The following is a 20,780-nucleotide window of genomic DNA, read 5'->3' on the forward strand; positions in this document are numbered from 1 at the left end:
TAAACATATTATGTTAGTATCGCGACATTCAAAATATTATTGTTTTACCATGCAATTTACCTTACACAAACAAGATGGTCTCGCGCGTCGCGGCACTTTAGAACTAGCGCACGGCAAAGTTGAAACGCCTGCGTTCATGCCAGTTGGCACTTACGGTACAGTTAAAGCCATGTCGCCGCTAGAACTAACCGAGATTGATGCACATATCGTACTCGGCAATACATTTCATCTATGGTTGCGTCCAGGGCTAGAAGTGATTGCGGCACATGGCGGCCTACATAAATTCATGGGCTGGGATAAGCCAATCCTCACCGATTCAGGCGGCTTCCAGGTTTGGAGTCTAGGTGATTTACGCAAGATTACTGAAGAGGGAGTTAAATTCCGCTCCCCTATCAATGGTGACTCATGCTTCCTCACCCCAGAAGAATCTATGCGCATCCAGCGTGTTTTGAACTCAGATATTGTCATGATTTTTGATGAGTGCACGCCTTACCCTGCCACTCTCAAAGAGGCAAACGACTCTATGCAGCTTTCACTCAGATGGGCAAAGCGTAGTAAGCAAGCGCACGAAGGCAACCCGAATGCCTTGTTTGGCATTATTCAAGGCGGCATGCACGAAGAACTACGTGACGTCTCGCGCGAAGGCTTAGAGCAAATTGGGTTTGATGGTTATGCAATTGGCGGCCTTTCAGTAGGCGAACCTAAAGAGGATATGTTGCGTATATTGGCGCATACTGCTCCCAAGATGCGGCAAGAGAAGCCCCGTTACTTGATGGGAGTCGGCACGCCTGAGGATTTAGTCGCGGCCGTATCACAAGGCGTGGATATGTTCGACTGCGTTATGCCGACGCGCAATGCACGCAATGGTTGGCTATTTACGCAATATGGCGACGTGAAAATTAAAAATGCCAGCTACAAAAACGACACCAACCCTCTGGATGCAGACTGCACATGCTATACCTGCCGTAACTTTACGCGTGCATATCTGCACCACTTGCACAGAATTGGCGAGATCTTAGGCTCACGCCTCAACACCATACATAACCTGCATTATTACCAACAACTCATGACTAGTATGCGTAACGCGATTGAAGCAGGTACGTTTGACACGTTCAAGCAAGAATTTGCAGCAAAGCGCAAAAGCTTGACCTGAGTCAACTGAACGAAAATCTGCACCGTCTGCATTCAGATACAGTATGTGCTAGAATTAAAGGCTAATTTTTAGATCATTTTTTAAGTTTTTTTAAAGAGAGTTATATCGTGTTTATTTCAAATGCTTATGCTGCAACAGCGCCTGCTACAGATTTCACTAGCTTTTTACCACTGATCGTAATCTTTTTACTGTTCTTCTTTATGATTATTCGTCCGCAGATGAAGCAAGCAAAAGAACAACGTAACATGATTGCAGCGCTACAAAAAGGTGATGAAGTAGTCACTTCTGGCGGTATCGTTGGTAAGGTCACTAAAGTAACCGATACATTTATTACGCTTGAGATTGCAGCGAACACTGAAATCACCGTGCAAAAGCATGCAATTCAAAGCGCATTGCCAAAAGGTACGATTAAAAGCATCTAAGCCCAAGGCTTTTAACCCTTAAGCACCATCCTAAATTTAACTAAACACTTGCACCACTGCTACTAAGTAACTGCAAACCGTTGACTAGAGTCTGACTATGAACCGCTACCCACTGTGGAAAAACATTTTTGTTGTCTTCATGATTCTGATGGGGTTGATTTACGCCATCCCCAATCTGTTTGGTGAATCGCCTGCAATTCAAGTCACACCCGCAAAAAGTACCAGCAAGGTTGACCCCGCTTTACTTGCGCAAGTAGAACAGATCCTGCAAAAAGAGAAAATTGCATACGACGGTATTTATTTAGATGCACGCGGTGTAAAAGCGCGCTTTGCAAATACCGACACGCAAATCAAGGCCAAAGACCTACTACAGGCAAATCTAAGCAGCGACTATACCGTCGCCTTAAACTTGCTATCACGCTCGCCAGACTGGTTACGCAGCATAGGTGCTAAACCTATGTACCTGGGATTAGACTTACGTGGCGGCGTGCACTTTCTGCTGCAGGTCGACATGAAAGCGGCTTTAGACAAGGCCGCAGAACGCTTTGTTGGTGACTTCAGAACCGCATTACGTAAAGAGCGTGTTTCATACGCTGGCGTTACTCGCGAAGGTCAAACCGTACAAATCCGCTTCACCAGTGCGACTGAACTAGCTAAAGCCAGAAAAATCATCAGCAACCAATATCCGGACCTTACGCTTAAAGATAGCGTCAATGGCGAAGACATTGTACTGAGCGCTTCATTGAACGCGATTGAGCAAAAACGTATTCAAGAATTTGCATTAAAACAAAACATTCAAACCTTACACAACCGAATCAACGAGCTAGGTGTTGCCGAGCCGATTATCCAACAGCAAGGCACAGACCGTGTAGTGGTTCAACTACCTGGCGTGCAGGATACCGCCAAGGCTAAGGAAATTTTAGGCCGCACCGCTACGCTTGAGATTCGCTTGGTAGATGAAGAAAAGTCAGATGCAATGACTTTGGAAAAAGCTCAAAAAGGCCAAGCACCTGTTGGTACCGATGCATTTAAAGACCGCGAAGGTCGCGCTATTCTGGTGAAAAAGAACGTGGTACTCACTGGTGACTACATTACCGATGCGGGCCCTGGTGTAAACGGACAAACTGGGCAATCAGTAGTGAACGTAACACTAGATGCACGCGGCGCACGCGTATTCCAGCAAGTAACACGTGAAAACGTGGGCAAACGTATGGCTATCTTGCTGATTGAAAAAGGCAACACCGAAGTAGTCACCGCACCTGTGATTAACGAAGAGATTGGTGGCGGCCGCGTACAAATCTCAGGCATGGCAAACACGCAAGAGGCAACGGATATTTCTTTACTATTACGTGCAGGCGCATTGGCTGCACCAATGGACATCATTGAAGAGCGTACCGTTGGCCCAAGCATGGGTGAAGAGAACATCAAACGCGGCATGCACTCTACCTTGTGGGGTTTCGCTGCCATCGCAGTATTCATGATTATTTACTACCTAGCATTTGGTGGGATTTCAGTATTGGCACTAGGTATTAACCTGTTACTACTCGTGGCTATACTGTCTATGCTACAAGCAACATTAACCTTACCAGGACTAGCAGCGGTAGCGCTAACGCTGGGTATGGCAATTGACGCGAACGTGCTGGTGAATGAACGTATCCGTGAAGAGCTACACAGCGGCAATACGCCTCAAGCCTCTATCCACATTGGCTATGACCGCGCTTGGGATACGATTCTAGACTCTAACGTTACCACTATGATTGCAGGTATTGCCTTATTCTTATTCGGCACAGGCCCGGTTAAAGGCTTTGCAGTTGTGCATGTACTTGGCATCCTCACCTCTATGTTCAGTGCGGTAGTGGTTTCACGTGCGATTGTTAACTGGGTTTACGGTAGCCGTCGTAAAACAACACACCTTTCAATTGGTTAAGCGCTCCAGTTAATTTAGCGCCCTCAGACAAAAATATAGAGTAAAAACTATGGAATTTTTTAGAGTAAAAAAAGACATCCCCTTCATGAGCTATGGCCGTCTAACCACAGCCATCTCCATGATTACCTTTATCCTTGCTGTTGTGTTTCTTGCTACACGCGGTTTGAACTTTGGTGTGGACTTCACGGGCGGCACAATGATTGAAGTGAACTACCCGCATGCAGCAGACTTAACCAAGATTCGTACCACGATTGATAGCATCGGCTTGAAAGATGCCACCGTACAAAACTTTGGTACTAGCCGTGACGTATTGATTCGCTTACCGGTCAGAACAGGCCTTACCGGTGCACAGCTTTCAGACAAGGTATTAGGCTCGCTTAAAGCAGTAGACGACTCAGTACAAATGAGCCGCATTGAGTTTGTAGGCCCGCAAGTGGGCACCGAGCTGTATGAAAAAGGTTCGTTAGCATTGCTATTGGTAATTGCAGGTATCATGATTTATCTGGCACTACGTTTTGAATGGCGCTTTGCAGTTGCGGCAATCATTGCGAACATGCATGATGTGATTATTATTCTGGGCTTTTTCGCGTTCTTCCAATGGGAGTTCAACCTGACCGTACTAGCTGCAGTGCTTGCTGTATTGGGTTACTCAGTGAACGAATCTGTGGTGGTGTTCGACCGAGTGCGTGAGAACTTCCGTAAAATGCGTAAAGCTAGCGTCACTCACGTGATTGATAATGCGATTACACGCACCATGTCACGTACCATCATCACCCACTTCTCTACACAGCTGATGGTGTTGTCTATGCTGCTATTTGGCGGTGAAGTGTTACATAACTTTGCACTAGCACTGACTATTGGTATTTTATTTGGTATTTACTCATCAGTACTGGTAGCTTGCCCGATTGCCATGTGGTTAGGCGTTAGCCGTGCCAACTTAATGAGTGACGTGGAAAAGAAAGACGGCGATAAAAAAGAAACACATCCTGATCCAGACCCATCAGAATTTGCTTAAAACAACCATGGCGCTACAACAATAAATCGAAATGTTGTTGTAGCGCCATGGGATACCTCTACACACGACACCCTGCGACAACCGCCTCTCTGAAAATCACCCGCAATACAGTAACAGTAGCTTCTACAATAACACAAAGAGAATCACGGCACTTGTTCTAAGCCCTTATCACGTATACACTACCTTCTCGTAGTAACCATCACATCATACTTTGGACAACATACCCATTTCCTGGCAGCTTGGCGCCCTAGCTATTCTGCTTTTAATTTCAGGCTTTTTCTCACTGGCTGAAACCAGCTTGATGTCGGTTAACCGTTATCGTTTAAAGCATTTAGCAAATCAAGGGCACCGCGGCGCTAGGCTAGCAACATTTTTGCTACTAAAAACAGATAAGCTACTAGGCGTAATCCTACTCTGCAATAACTTTGCCAACGCTGCATCTGCCACTCTAGTCACTATTATCGTAGTTGAACTGTTTGGTGAGGGTGAATGGACACTCATGTTTGGCACTATGACCGTGACTTTTGCTATTTTAGTGTTTAGCGAAATCTCACCTAAGGTTATCGCGGCGGCCTACCCAGAAAAGCTCGCATTTTTTGCCAGCTACATTTTGTACCCCTTACTAAAAGCGCTGTACCCAATCGTATGGTTTGTTAATCTATTTGTCGTAGGCTTGTTACGCCTACTTAGGGTTAAAGTGAATTTTGATGCGCAAGCACAATCCCTCACCATGGATGAGTTACGTAGCATTGTGACTGATGCTGGCCACTTTATGCCCAAGAAGCACCGCACTATCCTACTAAACCTATTTGAGCTGGAAAAAATCACTGTAGATGATGTCATGACGGCGCACACCATGATTGAAAGCATTAACTTTGATGCGCCATTAGAAGACATCCTCAGCCATATCACCAATACACACCACACCCGCCTGCCGGTGCGTCAGGGTGAGTCAGAAGAAATCATTGGTATTTTGCATGTGCGTAGAGTAATCAACCAGTTACGTGAACACTACCAGCGAGACGATTTTAGTAAAGCCGCACTGCTTGAAGTGATTGATGACTCTTACTTTATTCCATCAGGCACGCCGCTATTTACACAAATTCAGCAGTTTCAAGAAAACCACGAGCGAATTGCGCTAGTAGTTGATGAATATGGCGAATTAAAAGGTTTAGTCACCTTAGAAGATATTTTAGAAGAAGTGATTGGTGACTTTAATACCCAGTTGCCTTCAAGACTTGGCAGCTACCATCAGGAAGAAGACGGTAGCTGGCTAGCCGATGGCACCAGCACCTTACGCGACCTTAATAAAAAATTAAATCTTGAACTGCCGCTTGATGGTCCTCGCACTCTGAATGGTTTGATTCTTGAACATTTTGAAGACATTCCTGAGCCTAACACCAGCTTCAAAATTGGCCCTCATCGCCTCGAGATCTTGCAGACACAAGATAGAATTGTAAAAAGCGTCAAAATCTTCCCTTAGCCTAGGCAATCGCTGATTGCCAGTTCGCAATAATATCTCTTCAAGATACACCAAATTAGACTTGAATTTTTTTCAGTTTGGCTCAAAATAGACTCATACTATGGCAAATAAACCGCACGAAAATGACATTGCACTTAAGCCTGAGGTTGCAAAACCAAAATTACCCCCCATGTTTAAAGTGCTACTGTTAAATGACGACTACACACCAATGGAGTTCGTTGTTGAAGTGATTGAGCGTTTTTTTAACAAGAGCCGTGAACAAGCAACGCAAATTATGCTCAAAGTACATACTGAGGGCGCAGGTATATGTGGCATTTACCCACAAGACATTGCAGAAACAAAGATGAATCAAGTAGTGAGCTATGCAAGGCAATCGCAGCATCCATTGCAATGCATCATTGAAATGGCATAAATGTAGGCGAGATACATAATAGAAAGTTAGGTACCGAGATGATAGCGCAGGAATTAGAAGTTAGTTTGCACATGGCGTTTATGGACGCAAGACAAAAACGCCACGAGCTCATCACGGTTGAGCATTTGCTGCTCGCAATGATTGATAACCCAACCGCGGCTGAGGTTTTGCGTGCCTGCGGTGCCAAGTTAGAAACATTACGTACCGAGTTAAACCAGTACATTGAAGAACACACTCCCACAGTAATTGGGCAAGATGATGTGGATACGCAACCAACGCTGGGCTTCCAACGTGTAATCCAGCGCGCAATGTTGCATGTACAGTCTTCAGGTAAAAAAGAAGTGACGGGCGCGAACGTGCTCGTAGCTATTTTTGGTGAGAAAGATTCACATGCTGTGTTCTTCTTACATCAACAAGGTATCACTCGCCTAGACATCGTCAACTTTATTTCACATGGCGTTTCAAAAATTGGCGAAACTGCTAAACCAGAAGGTGGTGAGCAAGAAGCCGAGGCAGAAGCCGCACCTAATGGCGCACTTGAGAACTATACCCTCAACCTGAACTTACAGGTTGTCGCAGGGAAGATAGACCCGCTGATAGGTCGTGCATCTGAGCTAGAACGCGTGGTGCAGACGCTATGCCGCCGCCGTAAAAACAACCCATTACTTGTAGGTGAAGCTGGTGTTGGTAAAACTGCCATTGCTGAAGGATTAGCTCGCCGTATTGTAGAAAAAGACATTCCGGATGTGCTTGCAAATGCCGTGGTGTACTCACTCGACATGGGCGCGCTACTTGCAGGTACCAAATACCGTGGCGACTTTGAGCAACGCCTCAAAGCAGTGATGAAACAATTGGAAGAAAAACCTGACGCGATTCTGTTTATTGATGAAATTCACACATTGATTGGTGCAGGCTCAGCCAGCGGTGGCACTTTAGATGCCAGCAATCTATTAAAGCCAGCGCTATCTAATGGTTCTCTCAAATGCATAGGCGCAACCACTTACCAAGAATATCGTGGCATCTTTGAAAAAGACCACGCGCTATCTCGCCGTTTCCAAAAGGTAGATGTGGTAGAACCTAGCGTAGCTGAGACAATTGAGATCCTCAAAGGGCTGAAATCACGCTTTGAAACGCACCATAGCGTGAAATACACAGCAGCGGCGCTCGCCACAGCGGCAGAGTTATCTGCTAAATATATCAATGACCGTCACCTGCCAGACAAAGCGATTGATGTGATTGATGAAGCGGGCGCGGCACAACGCATCTTGCCAAAGTCTAAACAGAAGAAAGTCATTGGCAATAAAGAAATTGAAGACATTATTGCCAAAGTTGCGCGTATTCCGCCCAAAAACATCTCTTCAGACGACCGCAACGCGCTGAAAACACTAGAGCGCGACTTGAAAGCAGTGGTATTTGGTCAAGACAAAGCAATTGAAGCCCTGTCTTCTGCCGTTAAAATGGCACGCAGCGGCTTAGGCCAAAATAACAAACCGATTGGTAGCTTTTTGTTCAGCGGGCCGACTGGTGTTGGTAAAACGGAAGTGGCTAAACAGTTGGCTTACATCATGGGCATAGAGCTGATTCGTTTTGACATGAGTGAATACATGGAGCGCCATGCAGTTTCACGCTTAATTGGTGCGCCTCCGGGCTATGTAGGTTTTGAGCAAGGCGGCCTGATGACCGAAGCAATCACCAAGCATCCGTACTGCGTATTGCTATTAGATGAAATTGAAAAAGCGCATCCAGACATTTTCAATATCTTATTGCAAGTGATGGATCACGGTACGCTTACCGATAATAATGGCCGTAAGGCAGACTTTAGAAACGTTACCATCATTATGACCACCAATGCTGGTGCTGAGAGTTTATCTAAATCTAACATGGGCTTTACTACAGCAAAACAAGCTGGTGATGAACAGGCAGATATCAAACGCCTATTCTCTCCTGAGTTCCGTAACAGGTTGGATGCTACCGTTTCGTTCACCGCATTGTCACACGACATCATTATCCGCGTCGTGGATAAATTCTTGATTCAGTTGGAAGACCAGTTGCATGAGAAAAAAGTTGAGGCTACATTTAGTGACGCACTCAAAACTTACCTCGGCAAAAAAGGGTTTGACCCACAAATGGGTGCGCGCCCAATGGCAAGGCTGATTCAAGACACCATCCGTAAAGCGCTGGCTGATGAATTGCTATTTGGCAAATTGGCTAACGGCGGCAATGTACACGTGGATATTGATGACAAAGACGAAGTAAAACTCATCTTTGAAGAAAATAATCAGAACGAAGCTAAAGACTTAGCAACCACTTAAATCTCGTAGACTGTTTGCTGACATGCATCGCGTAGCAATACACGATGTAGTTGTGTGCTTGAGTGAACAAACAGTCGCTATTTGCTATTAAGGTAATAAGCCATGGTAGATGTCACTGCATCCACACTACAAGTGGCTATTGAGATTTTTGCCACCTCGGCCTTCGCCCTTTCCGGACTAGTTGCTGGTGCCAGAAAGAAGCTGGACGCCTTTGGTGTGTTTGTGGTAACAGGGGTAGCAGCCTTTGGTGGTGGCACCTTACGTGATGTGCTGCTTGATCGACGCCCTTTCTTCTGGGTTGATCACGCCAACTGGATATGGCTTATGCTGTGCGTATGCATGCTGGCCATGTTGTTTATGCGCAATAAACATATACAACTCACCGAGCGCGCTATTCTAATCCCTGACGCCCTAGGCTTGGGTTTATATGCAGCGCTAGGCACACAAATCGCATTGCAGCAGCAATTACCAGTGATTGTCTGTACCTTAATGGGCGTGATGACTGCGGTGTTTGGTGGTGTATTACGAGATATCTTTTGCGACGAAATCCCTAAAGCCTTTAGCGATTACCAGCCGTATGCGGTGATTGCGTTCTTTGGTGGCTTGCTGGTATGCTTGCTTAACCAACTCCATCTGGCATCCTGGCTTTGCATTTTCATCCCAGCCACACTGATGACGATATTGCGTGTCTTAGCGATTTATTTTGAATGGCGCCTGCCACACTGGAAAACAGAGTCGAACTAAACGTTGGGTTATAGTTAACCGCAGGCTCACTACGCAACGTAGACCGGATGCTTATCCATAATGCTATTAAACAGTGCAGATGACAGCATCAAACTCAGCCAGATCTTTAACTTAGGATAGTTTGCAGACTCAAACCATACCGCATCTACCGCTGAGAACTGGCGAACAAATGGGAAGATTGCAATATCGGCTAACGTCAGCTTAGCACCCATTAAAAAGGCTGTTTGACTCAGTTGCTGCTCAAGCTTAGTTAAGAACACCTCACCGAGGGAGCGATAATCCTCCATTGCTTGCTCAGGAAAACGTATCGCGTATTTATAACGATCTAAAGCCTGCTTAAAACTGGTATCGTTTTCAGTAATAAGCTGTTGTGTTTGCGTGGCATCTACCGCAAGCCAGCCGTCAGGGTCATTTTGCTGCAATGCCCAATACATGATGTCTAAGCTTTGCTCAAGCACCACACCATTTGCAGTCACTAATACAGGCACGGTGCCTTTGGGGGAGATTTCGAGCAAATGGGAGGGCTTATCGCGCAATGATATCTCACGTATTTCTACTGCAATACCAGCATACTTTAATGCCATGCGTGCACGCATGGCATAAGGGCAACGGCGATAGGAGTATAAAATCGGCAAGGTCATCAGCAGAAAATGAAAATTAGCCTAATGCCTGCGCTACGTCACGAATAAGTTGCGGGCCTTTATAGATTAAACCGCTGTATAACTGCACTAAGCTAGCACCGGCGGCGATTTTCTCTACCGCATCAGCACCGCTCAAAATACCGCCTACGCCAATAATCGGCAGCGCACCTTGTAAGCGCTGCGATAGCTGCTGAATCACTACTGTGGATTTATCTCGTACTGGCGCGCCGGACAAGCCACCTGTTTCTGCTGCGTTTCGCATCCCCTGCACCGCATCACGCGAAAGCGTGGTATTGGTTGCAATCACGCCATCTATTTTATGTGCCATGAGCAAATCTGCAATTTCATTCACTTGTTCAAGCTCTAAATCCGGTGCAATTTTCAAAGCAATCGGCACATAGCGACCAAACTGCTCAGCCAATTTCAACTGCTCTGCTTTTAATGTAGCAAGCAAATCTGACAACGCATCTTTTTCTTGCAAAGCGCGTAAGTTTTTAGTGTTGGGTGAGGAGATATTGACCGTGATATAACTTGCATATGCATACACTTTACGCATGCAAATCAAATAATCATTCACTGCATTTTCATTGGGCGTATCAAAGTTTTTACCAATATTAATGCCAAGTACGCCTTTGTATTTGGCCGCTTTCACGTTTTCTATCAGGTTATCTACCCCTAGATTATTAAAACCAAAGCGATTCACGATACCTTGCGCCTCAGCTACGCGGAATAAACGTGGCTTAGGGTTGCCTGGCTGCGGCCTAGGGGTAACTGTTCCGACTTCAATAAAGCCAAACCCTAGGGCTGCCATGCCATCAATCACCGCTGCATTTTTATCCAAGCCTGCAGCCAAACCAACCGCGTTGGGGAAAGTAATACCCATCACCTGTCTAGCCTGGCATATCGGCGCCGATGGATACAACTTCAAAACGCCTAACCGCTCGGCAGTTTTTAAGCTTTTTAAAGTAAAGTCGTGAACAGATTCAGCATCAAACTGAAATAATAGAGGACGTGCAAGAGAGTAAATATTCATAACGTGATTTTACTGCATTCTTGAACATCTCCAAAATGAGGGTGAGTGCTCCTTGCTAAAAAAGAGAGCTATAACAAGCCAACTAATACAGCTCTCTTAACACTATCCGATAACACTAACCACTACCCCAACGCCACTTCCACCAAATTATCACTAAACGTAGTCGAGTGCCCCATATCCCCAAACTCTGCCGAGCTGATACAGTTCACCGTACCATTATTCAACTGCCGCCAATAACCAAGCGTAGCCACCACTATGCCTGCATTCACATCGTCAGATATCCTCGCCACACCTTCAAACGCACCGCGGTCGTTAAACACTTTCACTACATCACCTGCTTTAATATTACGTGCTGTAGCATCTAACTGATTAATCATCACAAACTGCTCGCCTTGCCCCTTAATTTTTTCTGTAACGTTGGCATAGCATGAGTTTAAAAAGCCATGGCTCTTTGGTGAAATAATATTTAAAGGGTATTTGGCGGCAAGCTCAGGATTGGTTGCTGGCGTTTCACGTGATGGCACGTAGTCTGGCAAGCTATCTAAATCTTCACCCGGTTGAAAACCATCATACATTTGGCGGAAAGGTCCCGCCACAAAGTTCTTTGCTCCCTCCACTAGGAAATGGCATTTGCCAGTAGGGGTAGGGAACTCACCTTTGGCATGACGTGCACGCGTGTCTTTGTCGCCAAACGCTTTTAGTCGTGCAAAGCCGTGCTGGCGTAAGTAATCTAAATCTATACCATCACAGGTAGGTGAATTCCAATCCACGTAGTTTTCTAAACACTCAGTATCATTCCACTGGAAATTAACATCGGTATAGCCCATGCGTTTGGCTAACTGTCTAAATATCTCGTTATTGGGAATCGCTTCACCTGGTGGCTCTATACATTTTTGATTGTAAGTCAGATACAAATGCCCCCACGATAGCACCATATCCTCCATCTCAGCGCCCATCGCAGCTGGCAAGATAATATCCGCGTAAGCCGCGGTGTCCGACATAAAGTGCTCAGCGACGACCAAGAATAGGTCTTCACGCTCCAAGCCTTTGACTATCTTATCGGTTTCCGGTGCTTGAGTGAGCGGATTGGTATTCCATACCATCATCGATTTAATCGGTGTTTTAAGGTCTAGTTCGCCCGTGAGTGCTCGTCCTAGTTGCAGGTTATTTACCACTGGCGTCCCTTCCGGAATTAAATCTGGGCGTGAAATCACGTCAAATTTATATGGATGCTCCCATACCGGAAACTGTAACGCCCCTCCACCAACATGACGCCATGCACCAATGAGCGCCGGCAGGCTTGTTACAGCACGAATCGCCTGACTACCACCGTAACTTCTTTCTAGTGCTACGCCCAGACGGATGACGGCTGGCGGCGTGGTCGCATATTCACGAGCAAACTTTCGAATATCAGCAGCTGAGACGCCTGTGATTTCCGCCGCCCATTCTGGCGTTCTGGTTTTAGCACGCTCGGCTAGTTCTTGATAACCTACGGTGTACTCATCAATGTAGTCTTGGTCTACCAAACCTTCACTAATAATCACATTCATCATGGCCATGGCTAAAGCACCATCGGTGCCTGGTTTCGGTGCAATGTGCCAGTCGGCTTCTTTGGCAGTTTTAGAAGCATAAGAATCCACCACTACGACTTTAGCGCCTTGTTTTTGTGCTTCATGGATAATGTGCCAATGATGTAAGTTAGTACTCACTGAGTTACACGCCCAGATCACTATATACTTAGCGTGCGCAAAGCTTTCTGGGTCTACCCCTGCTGTAGGCCCTACCGTTAGCAACCAGGCAGTACAAGAGCCTTCGCCACAAAAAGTACGTTCACAAACTGTTGCACCCATGCGATTAAAAAATGCATCGCCGCCATTGAGCCCATGCACCAACCCTTGGTTACCTAAATAACTGTTCGGCATAATGGCATGTGGCCCATCGGCATCAATAATCGCTTTCCACTTGCTCGTAATTTCATCCAAGGCTTCATCCCAAGAAATGCGCTTGAATTGCTTACTACCCTTGGGACCGGTACGTTTTAGTGGATAGAGCAAACGATCTGGGTGATAGTGACGCTTTTCGTAATCTTTTAATTTCACACACAAGCCACCACGCGTCATGGGGTGAGATTTATTACCTGTTACTGAAATAAGTTTTTTATCTTTAACCGTATACACCATGGAGCAGGTGTCTGGACAATCATGTGGGCATCCACCATGAAAGGTTTGAACAGGAGAGTCAGTAAGAGCGCTCATCATTAATAATCCTTAAAAAATAATACAGCGATGATTCGTGATATTAGATTGCAACAGATTGATTTAATTTTTACACCTTTTCACTAATATATACTCACCGGTATATCAATGCAATGGCATAATTATTGACTGAATTTTTAATCAACATGATCCATGAATAATCTTAACCAACCAATACAGTTACTAGGCGGCATCACTGCCAGCGAGTTTTTACAACACTATTGGCATAAAAAACCTTTGCTGATTAAAAATGCAATTCCGGAATTTAAAGGATTATTAAGCCCAGATGAGCTAGCAGGGCTAGCTTGCGAAGACGAGGTTCAATCCCGCATCGTGGAAGAAATTAAAGGCAAATGGCATGCAAGCCACGGCCCATTTGATGAAAGTGACTTCTCAAACCTACCTGAAAAACCAGACCCTAAGCACCGCTGGACCTTGCTGGTACAGAGTGTGAACCATCACTTATCTGAAGCAGCTGAACTTCTAAGCCAATTTAATTTTATTCCACATGCCAGGCTGGATGACCTGATGGTGAGCTACGCTCCGGACGGCGGAGGTGTCGGGCCACATTTTGATAGTTATGATGTGTTTTTACTGCAAGGCCAAGGCAAGCGATTATGGCGCATTAGCGAGCAAACCGATTTGAGTTTGGTAGAAGGCGCCCCATTACGCATTTTAAAGAACTTTGATACAGCACAAGAGTGGCTAGTTGAAGCCGGTGACTTACTCTATTTACCACCGCACTTAGCACATTGGGGCATTGCCGTTTCTGATGGCAATACTGACTGTATGACCTACTCCATTGGATTTAGAGCGCCAAAAGTGCAGGAACTCGCCACAGAGTTTCTTGGCTTCATGCAAGATAAACTCAATAAAGATGTAAACGCCTTACCCGGCATCTATCAAGATGCTGATTTAACTCTGCAAGAACACCCTGCAGAGATTGGCAACGGTATGATCAGCAAAGTGGCCGATATTTTAAAAACGATTCAATGGTCAGATCAGCATGTGGCAGATTTTTTAGGGTCTTATTTATCAGAGCCTAAGCCTGACGTGTTTTTTAATCCCAACAAAAAAATATCCTTACGTAAGTTCCATGAAAATCTTCTAAAGCATGGTATTTGCCTAGATCTAAAAAGCCAAATGCTGTTCACAGCTCAGTATTTTTATTTAAACGGCGAAGCTATTGCAGCGACAGGCTCGTCAGCAAGCTTGCTCACCGCATTAGCTGATCACCGTAAATTAGCAAGCGCCGACATTGCAATAACAGGCGATATAGAGGCTGCAGTCATTGAACAATTGCATGTCTGGTATCTGGCTGGCTACCTTTACTTTAATTAAATATAGCGCGTATTATTACCATCATGGACAGCACATTGATGCCAGATAAAATCATTGTTGGTGAGCATTTGTATAACGAGGCCATCAAGCTCGTTATACAAAGCGCAGAGCATGAACTTTTAATCTTTGACCAAGACTTAAAGCTAGGTGAGTTCTCTAGTCTGGCGACCTATGAGTTGCTACAGCGATTCTTAAGCCAGCAGATTACTAGCCGCTTATCCATTATTTTGCATGATAGCGCTCATTTCCAAGACAAATGCCCCAGACTGCTGAACCTGCTTAAAACATTTGGGCACAAAATGAGCGTACATGTCACCAATCAGTCCGCAAAGCATGCAAAAGACTGTTTTATTCTTGCGGATGGTAAACACTACGTTAAGCGTATACATATCGATCAGGCACGATTTAAGTATGCTTATGATGACATTGCAACGGTTAAAGCACTTAACACCAGATTTGAAGAGCTAACAGAGGCGATTCAAGACACGGTGAGCACCACACCATTAGGGTTATAAAGGCATTAACATGATACGACTATTGATAAAAAATCGTGGGCTGTGGCTGTTGATGGCATTAAGCCTCACGCTACAAGGACACGCCGCCAATGACTTTAAAATTTTCACCCTACAGTACCGCTTTGCTGAAGAAGTGTTACCGACGATACAAGCCGTGATTGGCAACCATGGCACAGCATCTGCCATACAAAACCAACTCATCGTACGTACCGATAGTAAAACGATGGCTGAAGTTGAACAAACTATCGCCACATTGGACACTACACGTGAAAATTTCACCATTAGTGTAAAGCGCCAGAATAACTTTACAGGCAATAGCCGTAACAGCATAGTAAGAGGCCGCACCCGCATAGGCAATGCCACCATACAAACGGGTAATGATGCTAGAAACGGCAGGGACGGTATTCAAATAGGTATAGAAGACAACCAAACCAACTCACAACAAAGTAGCCAGCAGTTTATTAGGGTTACAGATGGCGCACCTGCTTATATCAGCGTAGGTGAATCCATTCCGTACACTAGCGAATGGGTACTGTTCACTCGCCGCTACGCCGTTAGACAAGTCAGCACACAATTTGTAGATATAGGCACAGGCTTTACAGTACGTGCCCGTAGCATAGGCAGCCAGGTTGAACTTGAAATCACCCCTACATTTTCTAGCCTGCAACAGGATGGCCGTATAGAATTTGAGCAACTATCATCTACAGTGCGAGCGCAGCGCGGTGAATGGGTAAATATAGGCGGCATAATGCAAGACAAAGACGAGGTTAGTCGCGCTATATTGACCAGTAGCAGCGGGCAATCTTCCCAGAATAGCCAGCTTTTTATTCGTGTTGAATAATCATTTTTGGGCAAGCTGTATCAAAGCGGGAACTTTTTTACTATATTTCAGCTTAATATTTGAAATGTAGTGTTTTTTTTTTTAATTCCTGCTAGAATTTGCGCCACTCGATATAGTTATTAGTCACTTTTTAAGTAGTATCGAAAACAGTTTTTTAACCAGTTAAACTCATAAGGAAATTTAAAATGACACGTTCTGTTTTGTTAGCTGCATTGTTAGCTCTTGCTGTTACTGCTTGTGGTGAAAAAGCTGCTGAAGCTCCTGCTGTTGAAGCTCCTGCTGTTGAAGCTCCTGCTGCTGAAGCTGCTCCTGCTGCTGAAGCACCAGCTGCTGAAGCTGCTCCTGCTGCTGAAGCACCTGCTGCTGAAGCTGCTCCTGCTGAAGCTGCAAAATAATTTATTGTTTAATCAATAGTTATTAAAAAAGCCGACGCAAGTCGGCTTTTTTACGTCTAAAGACTAAGGCTACAGCAGTTAGCATCAGCTTTACTTACCAAGCAATCTAGCTGATTTGCCGCCAGTCAAATCCCAAGGACTGATCAGCAATACCTATCCAATCCAGCGTACAATCAGCAACCTTTGCTAACGCAGATTGAGCCAACAACGGTGTATTGTTTTTTGCACTTAGATGCGCAGCGATCAGATGCTGCAATTTGGAGCGATTCAATCTGGCTAGCAACTCAGCTGAAGCTGAATTCTCCAAATGCCCTAACTCACCGCCCACTCGCTTCTTTAAAGAGGCTGCATAAGGTCCATTGCGCAGCATAGCGCTATCGTGATTACATTCCAGCACCAATGCATCACAGCCACTTAACAGCTGCTCAATATGCACGGTGGTTCGCCCAACATCCGTCAGCACGCCTAGGCGATACTGACCATCACCGAATACAAACTGCACAGGCTCACGCGCATCATGCGGTACTGGGTATGGACACACTTCAATATCAGCCACGCTAAACGGTGTGTGACTATCAATCACATTAAGCTGCAGATCGTGCTGATTGGGGAAATATCGCTCGGCCATTTTAAGTGTGCCGTAAGTGAGCCAAACTGGGATGTGATGCCTGGCTGCAAACTTAAAAGCGCCTCCAGCGTGATCGTCATGCTCGTGCGTAATAACAATGCCTGCCAAATCTTGAGGATTTAAATTTAAACGAGCTAATCTGTTGGTGGTTTCTTTAATGCTAAAGCCACAGTCCAGCATCAAGCGCGTGTTATTGACTTCAACCACTAGCGCATTGCCAGCGCTGCCACTACCGAGCGAAGCAAAGCGCATCTTTGATCTCTCTTTTATAAACTGACAATAAATAAAGGCAAGATAGCCACAGTGTTAAGTCGGTGTGCATCAAACATATAAACCCGAGGACCATTAACGAGGGCAGCTAATAACCAGCCCATCTTATACCAGTAAGCTTGTGCCACATCACCAACAAAAAAGGCGGCTAACAAGCCGCCTTATATTTAACTAGCGTAACTGCTCGTACATCAGGGCAATAATTCTATTTGCCGTTGTGGTGCCAAGCCGCGCACCATCATTATCAACGACAGTAACCACAGCACCGTTATCAGCATCACTTACCTTGATACGGTATTGACGCTCACGGTTAGTTTTTTGTTTGTCATCACGACCCCAGAACTTCAAGCTATCCACGATGCCCTTATCTTCTTTTTTGGCTGCTGCATCAGGCTTCTTCGCCTCATCATCACCCCAGAATTTAAGGCTCTCAATCAGGCCTTTCTTTTTCTTAGGTGCGTCGTCAATATCTACATCAGCGTAACGCACAAAGAAAAGGCCGTTTGAGCGGTCTCGGTCTTCAATCACAAAACCAACGCGATCTAAAGCCAAGCCAACACGACGCCATGCACGGTCAAACTGGTCATTCAGCAACAGTCTAGCGCTACCATCAGACTCTTTCACCACCTCAGCATGTTTAGTCGCTGTAGCATCAGCAAGTATTGTTTGCGATTTTTTCTCTTCTACACCTAACTTCACCATCAAGCGGCGCAATAGTTCAGCATCCAACTCTGCATCAAAAGCATCATCTCTAGGGTTAGTTGCTGCTTCAGCTTTGTAACCGGTTTCAATTTCACCCAATTGCGTTCTAATACGGGTTTTACCATCATCTGGTGCACCAACCACTGAACGATGCGTCATATAAATCTCGGTGGTACCGGTATCGTTACCATGCTCTAGGCGTGTACGGAATTTTCTCTTATCAGCAAAGCCTGATAATTTATCCAGCCATTTATCAAACTTATCGAGCGCGTTGCCTGAGTCATCTTTTTTCAGAGCTTCAGCATCAATCCACTCTGTTTCCATAAACCCAACTTGTGGGTTTTCTACACGCACAGCAAAGCCCATATCGGTCCAGAAGTCACGAATCACCGGCCATATTTTGTCGGCTGGCGCGTTTACCACTAACCAGCGCTGTGTGCCTGATTTTTCCATACGCACGCCATCAGGGTTTTGCAACACCTTTTCAACACCTGCTTCTTGACCCTCTTGCGCTTGGCTATAACTAGAATAGCTCGCACTACCTGGCACAGCATAAGCATCACTTACTGGACTCGCGGTTAAATCCGGCGGCACTTCTAATGGACGTGAACGACCTGCACCTTTGTAATCTGATTTTGTATCAATAAAAGGAATAGAATCACAAGCACTTAAACTTGCCATTAAAAACAAAGGCAGCACTACAGACTTTGCTTTACGCAACACGCCTAGACGATAAGCGCCTGCGTTGAAATTAACTTGTTTCATTCAAACCTCGTGTTAGAACTCTGTTGTTCGTTATAGAATTTGCGCAGGCTCACATGCCTTACGCAAAACTTCATGGTACTGAGCTGATAAATTAACCATTGGCAATCGAATGCCAGTTTTAATCATGCCCATCTCTGCCAACACCCATTTAACCGGGATTGGATTCGCCTCTACAAATAACTTCTGATGTAAACCGAACAGTTTTGCATTGATTTCACGTGCGACTTTTACATCACCAGCCAGTGCAGACACACACATGTCGTGCATCAACTTAGGTGCAACGTTGGCGGTAACTGAAATCACGCCATGCCCGCCTAATAACATCAAAGACAATGCAGTTGCATCATCGCCACTGTAAATAGCGAACTCTTTAGGAGCACGTAACAGCAAATCAGTTCCACGCTCAATGCCGCCTGTCGCATCTTTGATACCGACAATATTGGCATGGGTAGCTAAACGCAGTACGGTATCGTTGCTGATGTCACAGCCAGTACGGCCTGGTACGTTATAAAGAATTTGCGGAATAGCCACGGCATCTGCCACGGCTTTAAAATGCTGGTATAAGCCCTCTTGTGTAGGCTTGTTATAGTAAGGCGCAACCAAAAGGCAGGCGTCTGCGCCCAGCTCTTTTGCTTTTTGCGTCAGCAGGATGGCTTCTTTGGTTGAGTTTGCACCAGTACCTGCAATCACTGGCACGCGGCCAGCCACTTGCGCAACGGCTGTTTCAATCAGCAAGCAATGCTCATCAAAATCTACAGTAGGAGATTCCCCTGTAGTGCCAACAATCACAATACCATCCGAGCCTTGATCAATATGAAAATCAATCAATGTTTTTAAAGATGGGATATCTAAACGCCCATCTTCAAACATGGGCGAAACAATAGCAACTAAACTGCCTTGCAACATAGGAAATCTACCTGATTCATAATGTTATATTTTAACCTGAATGTTTCATAATTTTCTGTATTTATTACGCACATTTTCCATTTGACGATGATTTTATAAAAACATTCGCTAGCATCGTTTCGGCAGACGTTGCTAATCTTAAAACTTATAGCAACTGCAACACCAAAATCACCTTGCAAAATTGCTAGTGCCTGCACCCAGCAGAAACTAGCTCAGCAGCAGTGAAAACTTATGGCAGCATTTATATATCAAACACTTAACTCAAGTGTGCCCTTAACTGATTTACACCGGAACAAACGCTGTATAATCTAAAAAATTATCGCTGAAACCCATATTTGAAATATGACTTTCGATTTTCATCATTACATTATGATTTTGATTGGCACTGTGTTTGTAAACAACATCGTGCTGGTGAAGATTTTGGGCTTATGTCCATTCATGGGTGTTTCTAAAAAACTGGAAGCCTCGATTGGGATGGCAGGCGCCACTGCGCTAGTATTAAGCGTGGGCTCGATGACGAGCTGGGGCATCAATCACTACCTGTTGGAGCCAAATGGCCTATTTTATCTGCGCACACTTTCTTTCATTGTGATTATTGCTGGCGTTGTGCAGCTAACAGAAATGGTCATGGAAAAGAACTTCCCTACCCTGCATCAAGGCTTGGGTATCTTTCTACCGTTAATTACTACCAACTGCGCGGTGTTAGGCATACCGCTACTCAATGCACAAGCCAGCCATAGCTTTTTAGAGTCTCTGTTCTTTGGCTTAGGTGGCGCACTTGGTTTTTCATTAGTGTTGATACTGTTTGCATCCATGAGAGAGCGGTTAGAAGGTGCGGACGTGCCTGCTGCATTTAAAGGTTCGGCTATCGGGATGATTACCGCTGCATTAATGAGCTTGGCATTTATGGGGTTTATGGGCCTAGATAAATATTAGGCTTAAGGATAAAAACCAGATTTAGGTGCCGCCCATTTTCATTACACAGCATTAGCAACTATTAAAATATTAGCCACTTTATTT

19 protein-coding genes are annotated in these 20,780 nt (G+C 45.1%); 13 read left to right on the top strand and 6 right to left on the bottom strand.

Going from position 1 to position 20,780, the window contains the following annotated elements; genetic code table 11:
• The first annotated feature begins 49 nt into the window (after window positions 1-49).
• From tgt to VGD82_RS08780, 8 genes are all read left to right on the top strand, one after another.
• Window positions 50-1,153 (top strand): tRNA guanosine(34) transglycosylase Tgt, encoded by a 1,104-nt coding sequence (tgt, locus tag VGD82_RS08745; RefSeq protein ID WP_331020034.1) that lies wholly within the window; start codon window positions 50-52, stop codon window positions 1,151-1,153.
• A gap of 107 nt (window positions 1,154-1,260) precedes the next feature.
• On the top strand, window positions 1,261-1,575 hold the full coding sequence (gene yajC, locus VGD82_RS08750) for a preprotein translocase subunit YajC (RefSeq protein WP_331020035.1): 315 nt from the start codon (window positions 1,261-1,263) through the stop codon (window positions 1,573-1,575).
• Between the two features lie 97 nt (window positions 1,576-1,672).
• Entirely contained in the window at window positions 1,673-3,502 is a 1,830-nt protein-coding gene (secD, locus tag VGD82_RS08755; protein ID WP_331020036.1) for a protein translocase subunit SecD, read from the top strand.
• Between the two features lie 49 nt (window positions 3,503-3,551).
• Window positions 3,552-4,517: a protein translocase subunit SecF gene (secF, locus tag VGD82_RS08760; protein WP_331020037.1), complete on the top strand. Its 966-nt coding sequence runs from the start codon at window positions 3,552-3,554 to the stop codon at window positions 4,515-4,517.
• A gap of 211 nt (window positions 4,518-4,728) precedes the next feature.
• On the top strand, window positions 4,729-6,000 hold the full coding sequence (locus tag VGD82_RS08765; RefSeq protein ID WP_331020038.1) for an HlyC/CorC family transporter: 1,272 nt from the start codon (window positions 4,729-4,731) through the stop codon (window positions 5,998-6,000).
• A 100-nt stretch (window positions 6,001-6,100) separates the two neighbouring features.
• The gene (gene clpS / locus VGD82_RS08770) at window positions 6,101-6,412 is read left to right on the top strand and encodes an ATP-dependent Clp protease adapter ClpS (RefSeq protein ID WP_135278575.1); all 312 of its coding nucleotides are present in this window, start codon (window positions 6,101-6,103) and stop codon (window positions 6,410-6,412) included.
• Window positions 6,413-6,450: 38 nt separating this feature from the next.
• Window positions 6,451-8,724 (top strand): ATP-dependent Clp protease ATP-binding subunit ClpA, encoded by a 2,274-nt coding sequence (clpA, locus tag VGD82_RS08775; protein ID WP_331020039.1) that lies wholly within the window; start codon window positions 6,451-6,453, stop codon window positions 8,722-8,724.
• Between the two features lie 102 nt (window positions 8,725-8,826).
• Entirely contained in the window at window positions 8,827-9,468 is a 642-nt protein-coding gene (locus VGD82_RS08780) for a trimeric intracellular cation channel family protein (RefSeq protein ID WP_331020040.1), read from the top strand.
• Window positions 9,469-9,497: 29 nt separating this feature from the next.
• Here VGD82_RS08780 and VGD82_RS08785 read toward each other — a convergent pair whose 3' ends face one another.
• The 3 genes from VGD82_RS08785 to VGD82_RS08795 all read right to left on the bottom strand — a co-directional run bounded on the left by VGD82_RS08785 (window position 9,498) and on the right by VGD82_RS08795 (window position 13,400).
• Window positions 9,498-10,109 (bottom strand): glutathione S-transferase, encoded by a 612-nt coding sequence (locus VGD82_RS08785; RefSeq protein WP_331020041.1) that lies wholly within the window; start codon window positions 10,107-10,109, stop codon window positions 9,498-9,500.
• Window positions 10,110-10,125: 16 nt separating this feature from the next.
• On the bottom strand, window positions 10,126-11,142 hold the full coding sequence (locus VGD82_RS08790; protein ID WP_331020042.1) for a quinone-dependent dihydroorotate dehydrogenase: 1,017 nt from the start codon (window positions 11,140-11,142) through the stop codon (window positions 10,126-10,128).
• A gap of 122 nt (window positions 11,143-11,264) precedes the next feature.
• The gene (locus VGD82_RS08795; protein ID WP_414684492.1) at window positions 11,265-13,400 is read right to left on the bottom strand and encodes a molybdopterin-containing oxidoreductase family protein; all 2,136 of its coding nucleotides are present in this window, start codon (window positions 13,398-13,400) and stop codon (window positions 11,265-11,267) included.
• A gap of 150 nt (window positions 13,401-13,550) precedes the next feature.
• Here VGD82_RS08795 and VGD82_RS08800 point away from each other — a divergent pair, with 150 nt between their 5' ends.
• The 4 genes from VGD82_RS08800 (at window position 13,551) to VGD82_RS08815 (ending at window position 16,489) form a co-directional block, all read left to right on the top strand.
• A complete protein-coding gene (locus VGD82_RS08800; protein WP_331020043.1) occupies window positions 13,551-14,738 on the top strand; it encodes a cupin domain-containing protein in 1,188 nt (395 codons plus the stop codon).
• A 23-nt stretch (window positions 14,739-14,761) separates the two neighbouring features.
• Entirely contained in the window at window positions 14,762-15,253 is a 492-nt protein-coding gene (locus tag VGD82_RS08805) for a hypothetical protein (RefSeq protein ID WP_331020044.1), read from the top strand.
• Between the two features lie 10 nt (window positions 15,254-15,263).
• Complete coding sequence (locus VGD82_RS08810; protein ID WP_331020045.1) at window positions 15,264-16,094, top strand: secretin N-terminal domain-containing protein; 831 nt, start codon at window positions 15,264-15,266, stop codon at window positions 16,092-16,094.
• 185 nt (window positions 16,095-16,279) lie between these two features.
• A complete protein-coding gene (locus tag VGD82_RS08815) occupies window positions 16,280-16,489 on the top strand; it encodes a hypothetical protein (protein WP_331020046.1) in 210 nt (69 codons plus the stop codon).
• A gap of 106 nt (window positions 16,490-16,595) precedes the next feature.
• On the opposite strand, the gene VGD82_RS08820 is transcribed toward VGD82_RS08815, so the two are convergent.
• The 3 genes from VGD82_RS08820 to dapA form a co-directional block, all read right to left on the bottom strand.
• Complete coding sequence (locus VGD82_RS08820) at window positions 16,596-17,369, bottom strand: MBL fold metallo-hydrolase (protein WP_331020047.1); 774 nt, start codon at window positions 17,367-17,369, stop codon at window positions 16,596-16,598.
• A 189-nt stretch (window positions 17,370-17,558) separates the two neighbouring features.
• Window positions 17,559-18,854 carry an outer membrane protein assembly factor BamC gene (gene bamC, locus VGD82_RS08825; protein WP_331020048.1) on the bottom strand — a complete coding sequence of 432 codons (1,296 nt, stop codon included), beginning with the start codon at window positions 18,852-18,854 and terminating at the stop codon, window positions 17,559-17,561.
• A 30-nt stretch (window positions 18,855-18,884) separates the two neighbouring features.
• Window positions 18,885-19,760, bottom strand: coding sequence for a 4-hydroxy-tetrahydrodipicolinate synthase (dapA, locus tag VGD82_RS08830; protein ID WP_331020049.1), 876 nt, complete (start codon window positions 19,758-19,760; stop codon window positions 18,885-18,887).
• 342 nt (window positions 19,761-20,102) lie between these two features.
• On the opposite strand from dapA, the gene rsxA reads away from it, so the two are divergent.
• The gene (gene rsxA, locus VGD82_RS08835) at window positions 20,103-20,696 is read left to right on the top strand and encodes an electron transport complex subunit RsxA (protein WP_135278586.1); all 594 of its coding nucleotides are present in this window, start codon (window positions 20,103-20,105) and stop codon (window positions 20,694-20,696) included.
• The last annotated feature ends 84 nt before the right edge of the window (window positions 20,697-20,780 follow it).

The sequence above is a fragment of the Methylotenera sp. genome, from assembly GCF_036401095.1.
Lineage (GTDB): Bacteria > Pseudomonadota > Gammaproteobacteria > Burkholderiales > Methylophilaceae > Methylotenera.